General features: G+C 44.6%; 3 protein-coding genes. All 3 read right to left on the bottom strand.

Annotation, left to right across the window (positions count from 1 at the left end; all coding sequences use genetic code 11):
* Nucleotides 1-125 precede the first annotated feature (125 nt).
* The 3 genes from dapB to secA all read right to left on the bottom strand — a co-directional run bounded on the left by dapB (nt 126) and on the right by secA (nt 4,269).
* Nucleotides 126-935, bottom strand: a complete 810-nt coding sequence (gene dapB / locus B9J84_RS09720; protein ID WP_026027267.1) for a 4-hydroxy-tetrahydrodipicolinate reductase — start codon at nt 933-935, stop codon at nt 126-128.
* Between the two features lie 104 nt (nt 936-1,039).
* On the bottom strand, nt 1,040-1,438 hold the full coding sequence (mutT, locus tag B9J84_RS09715) for an 8-oxo-dGTP diphosphatase MutT (protein ID WP_064625868.1): 399 nt from the start codon (nt 1,436-1,438) through the stop codon (nt 1,040-1,042).
* A gap of 104 nt (nt 1,439-1,542) precedes the next feature.
* Nucleotides 1,543-4,269, bottom strand: coding sequence for a preprotein translocase subunit SecA (secA, locus tag B9J84_RS09710; RefSeq protein ID WP_013856087.1), 2,727 nt, complete (start codon nt 4,267-4,269; stop codon nt 1,543-1,545).
* Nucleotides 4,270-4,368: the final 99 nt, after the last annotated feature.

Below are 4,368 nucleotides of genomic sequence, written 5' to 3'. Positions count from 1 at the left end.
AAGCAATACCAACTAAAAATACAACAAAAGTAAGTCAGTAAAGTGAAAATAAAGAGAGATAATTAAATCGGTAAAAAGAGGTGTAACAAAGATGCGCCAGCAAACACTGACGCATAATTATGTAATCAAAGATCGTTCAAACCTAACACGTCAGTCATGCTATAAAAACCCGCAGGTTTATCAGCAAGCCAAACCGCTGCTCTCACTGCACCATTGGCAAAAGTCATACGATCCGTCGCTTTATGGGTGATTTCTACACGTTCACCGATATCAGCGAACATCGCGGTATGCTCACCCACGATATCGCCAGCACGAATCGTAGCAAAACCAATCTCATTTTTAGTACGTTCACCGGTAATACCTTCTCGCGCATAGACGGCAACGTCACTCAGTTGGTTACCCATAGCATTAGCAATCGCCTCTCCCATGCCAATTGCGGTTCCTGACGGAGCATCCACTTTATGACGATGGTGTGCTTCAATGATCTCAATATCACAGTAATCACCCATCACTTTAGCCGCTTTTTCAAGCAATTTGAAAACAAGGTTAACCCCAACGCTGTAGTTAGGAGCCATGACAATCGCAATCTGTTGTGCGGCAGCATTGATTTGTGCTCTTTCTGCTTCAGAAAAGCCCGTTGTGCCAATCACTAGCTTCTTACCGTGTTTTTTACATAACTCAATATTGGCTAAGGTGCTCACAGGAGCTGTAAAATCAATGATGACATCGAAGTTATCTACGGCATTCTCTAGGTTATCCACCAACGCGATATCAAATCGCCCTTCACCGCATAACTCACCGATATCAACACCAACCAACGAGGACTCAGGACGCTCTGAGCCCGCACCCACTCGAGCATGGTTATTTTGATAAGTGGCTTTCACCAAATTGCGGCCCATTCGACCCGCCGCTCCTGCAATCGCAATTCTCACCATTGCGTTATTCTCCATTGTGACGACATCAGCTTAAGCTTGCATCGTTTCTCTTCGTTCAAGGTGTTTCTGTAAACTATCAACATTTGCTTGTGGTGGCTAGCGACTTAGGCAAACTCTTTCATGACGCGCTCGACGATGGGCGTATTGGCTTCAGGAAATGAATAGTTTGCCAACTCAGAAACCGCTACCCATTCTCCTTGCTGCCCTTCTTTACCATACGGCTGATGATCAAATTGTGTCACGCAAATAAAATCAAAAGTTAAGGACTTGTCTGAATAGTCAAACTCAAGGTATTGGTAAGGAGATTGCTCAGTAATATGAATACCAATCTCTTCATCTAGCTCGCGGAAAATGGCTTGTTCAATCGTTTCTCCCGCTTCAACTTTGCCGCCAGGGAACTCCCAAAAACCGCCTTTGTGAAGATGATCTGGTCGTTTGGTAATGTAAATTTCTGATTTATCGCTATTGAAGATAATAGCCGCAACAATATGAACACGTTTCATAAAGACTCCGATTCGCCGACTTCCCAACCTAGAAAAGAAAGATGAGAAATATTGAGTTAAAAAAAGAGTCGCCTAAGCGACTCTTGGGGTGATCATTCAAGGGATTAGTTGATCTGTCCGTGGCACTGTTTGTACTTTTTACCGCTACCACAAGGGCAAGGCTCATTACGACCAACTTTACGCTCTTCACGAACCATAGGCTGGTGCCCTTGATCTTCAGAAGCTTCATCTGCAACCGAACTGTCGGCACTTTGGTGCTGGAACTGTTGGCGACGCGCGGCTTCTTCCGCTTGCGCTTGACGCTGTGCTTCCATACGTTCAACTTCTTCTTGCTGTTGTACGCGCACCTTCGACAAGATAGTAATCACATCGGTTTTTAAAGAATTCAGTAGTTCTTCAAACAGCTCAAATGACTCACGCTTGTACTCTTGTTTTGGGTTTTTCTGCGCGTAGCCACGTAGGTGGATGCCTTGGCGCAAATGATCCATCGCCGCTAGATGCTCTTTCCACAAGGTATCCAGAGTTTGTAGCATGACCGATTTTTCAAAATTACGCAGAACAGAAGCCCCAACTGCTTTCTCTTTTTCACGATACACACTAACCGCTTGTTCAAGAATACGTTCGCGCAGCGCTTCTTCGTACAATTTATCATCAGCATCTAGCCATTGCTGTAATGGCAGCTCTAAATCAAAATCGTTTTTCAAACGATCTTCCAATCCTTTAACATCCCACATATCCTCAAGTGATTGTGGCGGAATGTATTCGTCAATAACGGAAGTCAGAACATCTTGACGATTCTGCTCAATCATTTCGCTGATATCGTCTGCTTCCATGAGCTCATCACGCAGCTCATAAACTACTTTACGTTGATCGTTAGCAACATCATCGTATTCAAGAAGCTGTTTACGAATATCAAAGTTACGTCCTTCGACTTTACGTTGTGCTTTTTCAATCGAGCGAGAAAGCATCTTACTTTCGATCGCTTCACCTTCATCCATACCACTTTGGATAAGGCTTGCCATACGATCTGAGGTGAAGATACGCAGCAGTGAATCTTCCATCGATAGATAGAAACGTGAAGAACCCGCATCCCCTTGACGACCAGAACGACCACGTAACTGGTTATCGATACGACGAGATTCGTGGCGTTCAGTACCAATAATGTGCAGACCACCAGCGGCTAACACTTGGTTATGAACCTCTTTCCACTTCGCTTTGATCTCATCGATCTGCTCTTGTGTTGGATTCTCTAGCTGCTCAATTTGTGCCTGCCAGCTGCCGCCCAATACAATATCAGTACCACGACCAGCCATGTTAGTCGCAATCGTCACCGCGCCCGGAATACCCGCTTGCGCTACAATTTCTGCTTCTTTTTCATGGAATTTCGCGTTAAGCACGTTATGTTTCACTTTAGCTTGCTTCAACGCATTAGAAAGTAGTTCAGATTTCTCAATCGAAACCGTACCGACTAGCGTTGGCTGACCTTTCGCAACACGCGCTTTGATGTCTTCAATGATCGCCGCAAATTTTTCAGCTTCAGTGCGATACACCACATCAGGCATATCATCACGAACCATAGGTTTATTGGTTGGGATCACCACGGTTTCCAAACCGTAAATCGATTGGAATTCGAACGCTTCGGTATCGGCAGTGCCCGTCATACCAGAAAGTTTTTCGTATAAACGGAAATAGTTTTGGAAAGTGATCGACGCAAGAGTCTGGTTCTCGTTTTGGATTTTAACACCTTCTTTCGCCTCGACAGCTTGGTGTAAACCTTCAGACCAGCGACGACCTGGCATGGTGCGGCCAGTGTGCTCATCAACGATGACCACTTCGCCCTCTTCTGTCACGATGTAATCAACGTTTTTCTCAAATAACACATGCGCACGCAATGCGGCATTGACGTGGTGAAGTAAGCTAATGTTCGTGGGTGAATAAAGAGTATCGCCCTCTTCCATCAAACCATTTTTCACCATTAACTCTTCAACAAATTCTTGACCCGTTTCAGTCAAATGAACTTGTTTTGATTTTTCGTCAACCGTGTAGTGACCATCACCACGATACTCTTCAGAATCTTCTTTATCTTGCTTTTGCAGAAGTGGAATGAGGGTATTAATGCGGATGTACAACTCAGAACTATCTTCTGCAGGACCCGAGATGATCAACGGCGTTCGCGCTTCATCAATAAGAATCGAGTCCACTTCATCGACTACAGCAAAGAAACGTTCACGCTGTACACGGTCTTCTTTGCGGAAAGCCATGTTGTCGCGTAAGTAATCGAAACCAAACTCGTTATTGGTCCCGTAAAGAATATCGGCTTGATAAGAAAGTTTTTTCTCTTGTGGTGGCATATTGGGTACGTTAATACCGACCGTCATGCCTAAAAACTCAAACAGTGGGCGGTTTGTTTCTGCGTCACGTTTAGCAAGATAATCGTTGACAGTAACAATGTGCACGCCTTTGCCAGGCAAGGCATTGAGATACGCAGGTAAAGTCGCGGTTAACGTTTTACCTTCACCAGTGCGCATTTCTGCGATTTGACCCGCGTTGAGAACCATACCGCCGATCAACTGTACGTCGAAGTGACGCATACCATATACGCGCTTGGACGCTTCACGCACGGTGGCAAATGCTTCAGGAAGTAATTGGTCTAAGGTTTCACCTTGCTCTAAACGTTGACGAAACTCAACCGTTTTGGCTTTTAATTCTTCATCAGTTAGTGCTTCAAAAGTAGGCTCGTAGCTGTTGATCTCTTTGACAATTTTTTTAAGGCGGCGCAGCGTTCTGTCATTGCGACTGCCAATAACCTTTGTCAGTAGCTTAGTTATCATGTGTCAGGAATCTCTCTTTATTAGATCGTTTTCGATCTACTCTTAATGCCGTCAGTCTCTACCAGTTTTGAACTAAGGATACTGAGATAAATCATGTAT

The sequence above is a fragment of the Vibrio sp. V03_P4A6T147 genome, assembly GCF_002241085.1.
In the GTDB taxonomy this organism is placed as follows: domain Bacteria; phylum Pseudomonadota; class Gammaproteobacteria; order Enterobacterales; family Vibrionaceae; genus Vibrio; species Vibrio anguillarum.
Note: the sequence above shows the minus strand (reverse complement) of the source record. Positions and strands in the feature narration are given on the sequence as shown.